This is a genomic window from Paeniglutamicibacter sp. ZC-3, from assembly GCF_025847175.2.
GTDB lineage: Bacteria > Actinomycetota > Actinomycetes > Actinomycetales > Micrococcaceae > Paeniglutamicibacter > Paeniglutamicibacter sulfureus.
Window position 1 is genome coordinate 1 of the sequence record NZ_JAOYTG010000052.1, and the last position, 1,966, is coordinate 1,966.

1 protein-coding gene is annotated in these 1,966 nt (G+C 63.4%); it reads right to left on the reverse strand.

What is annotated here, in order from left to right; translation table 11 throughout:
- Positions 1 to 76 precede the first annotated feature (76 nt).
- On the reverse strand, positions 77 to 1,831 hold the full coding sequence (locus OIU93_RS20485) for an IS1634 family transposase (RefSeq protein ID WP_264271882.1): 1,755 nt from the start codon (positions 1,829 to 1,831) through the stop codon (positions 77 to 79).
- Positions 1,832 to 1,966 lie beyond the last annotated feature (135 nt).

A 1,966-nucleotide genomic window follows, 5' to 3' on the forward strand; every position in this document is an offset into this window, starting at 1 on the left:
CTGAAGTTACGACAGACAGAACGCCAGGATCCCCGGATTGTCGGGGATCCTGGCGTTTTTGGTTCCGGTTCTCTGGCTACTTTCTGTGGTTTTTGATGTGGTGGTCGATGAGGTCCATGGCCCTTTGTTGGCGGGGCGTGGGCAGGGAAAGCAGTTCGAAGGTCGCCTCGGTGCCCGGGACGCTGGTGGTGTTCCTGGTCCGGGTTCCCAGGTGGGTCAGGAGGTCTTGGTAGCTGGTGGCGGCGGTCCCGTCATCGAGTTTCCGGGTGCTGGCCTTGGATGCCGCGGCGGCGGAGCGTTCGACCTTGGCGACCGGCTCTTCGGGCACGGGTCGGTTCTCGTCGGTGAAGGTCAGCGGTGACCAGGCGGTGCGCAGGTGCCAGGTCAGGTGGGCGGCGAGCATGCAGAGGAAGACGTGGGCGCGGGTCCGGTTTTCGGTGTAGTGGCGGATGGGGCGGATGCCCAGGTCACGGGTCTTGAGGGTCTTGAAGATCTTTTCCACGTTGGCCAGGGACTTGTAGGTGCGCACCGCCTCGGGGGCGTCCATGGTGTCGGCGGGGAGGTTGGTGCGGATGACGTAGATGCCGTCCAGGTCGGCCTCGCGGGCAATGGATCCGGTGTTGCGGGTGTAGGTGAAGGCGGTGTCCTCGATGCTGAGGTTGAAGTGCTTTTGCATGTTGTATTTGCCGGCGACCTTGCCGACCTTCACCCCGATCTTTCCGGAGCCCTTGAGGCGGCCGGCCTCCACCGCTTTCTTGATGGTCTCGAGCTTTTCCTCGGTGGCCTCGAGCAGGTTGGTGCGTTTGTGGGCGCGCTTGGCGGCCAGGGCGGGGTTACGGCAGGCGATGAGCCGTTCCCCGGGGTATTTCGGGTGGGTGATCTCGGCGAGGTTTTGTTGGTCAAACAGGCTCATCTGCAGGGGGCCGTTGTCCTCGGCGAGGGCCTGGATGTCGGTGTTGCGCAGCGCGGTGACCCAGGAGAAGTCGGTGTCTTTTTTGAGGTCTTCGACCCGCGCGTTGGTGATCATGCCGCGGTCTCCGACCATGGCCAGGTCATGGACGCCGGAGAGGGCGTGGATCTCCTTGGCGATCTGGATGAAAGCGGCCGGGTCGGCGGTGTTCCCGGGGAACACGCGCACGGCAATGGGCAGTCCGGCGCGGGTGGCGAGCATGCCGTATTCGATCTGTTCGCAGCCGCGTTTCTTGTCCCTGGAATACCCGAATTTCGCCAGCGGGTTGTGGGTTCCGGTGACCCAGGAGGAGGACAGGTCAAAGAGGGCGAGGGCCTCGGGGTTGTGTTCGGGTCCGAGGTGGGTGCGGGCGAGCTGTCGTTCGATCCGCGGTTGCTGTTCTAGGAGCCAGTCCATGGCGGCGTAGAGCTCGTCGGTGGTGGTCGGTCCGAGGTCGGTGCCCAGGGTGGTGTCGGCGAACCAGTTCAGGGTGGCGAGCTTGGAAGTCGGCTTGCAGATCCGGGCCGCGAGCAGGGCCATGATGAGGTCCCGGTTCCGGGATGCGGGGCCGAGCAGGGATTCGAAGCGCAGGCCGCGGGCCATGGCGTAGATCGCGTCGATGTGTCCGTGGGGCAGGGTGCGCAGGATCTGCATCCGGGCATCGGCGTCCACCATTCTCTTGCCGTTCAGGGACGCCTTTAGGTCCATGATGGCGCGTTCGGGCAGGTAGGAAATGTTGCCCAGGGTCTCGTGCTTGACCTTGCCACCTTCGCGGTAGGTCCGGCGCACCAGGGCGGACCGGTATTCGACCTCCACACCGGCCTTGTTGACCCTGCGGGAGGTGTTGATGGCTACATGCATGGCCTTGGCGCCTTGTTCCATGACAACAAATTACACCCTGCTCGCGGAGATTGGAAGGCTTTTCGTGAAAACTTTAGTGGCTACAGTTTTCGGCCAAAAGAGGGGAATTGCCCCGGAACCATGCGGTTCCGAGGCAATTCCTTAACGTAACCTCAG

What these genes read in the sequence shown, in the direction of transcription:
- OIU93_RS20485 (WP_264271882.1), bottom strand. Translation starts at nt 1,831, where the DNA reads ATGGAACAAGGCGCCAAGGCCATGCATGTAGCCATCAACACCTCCCGC.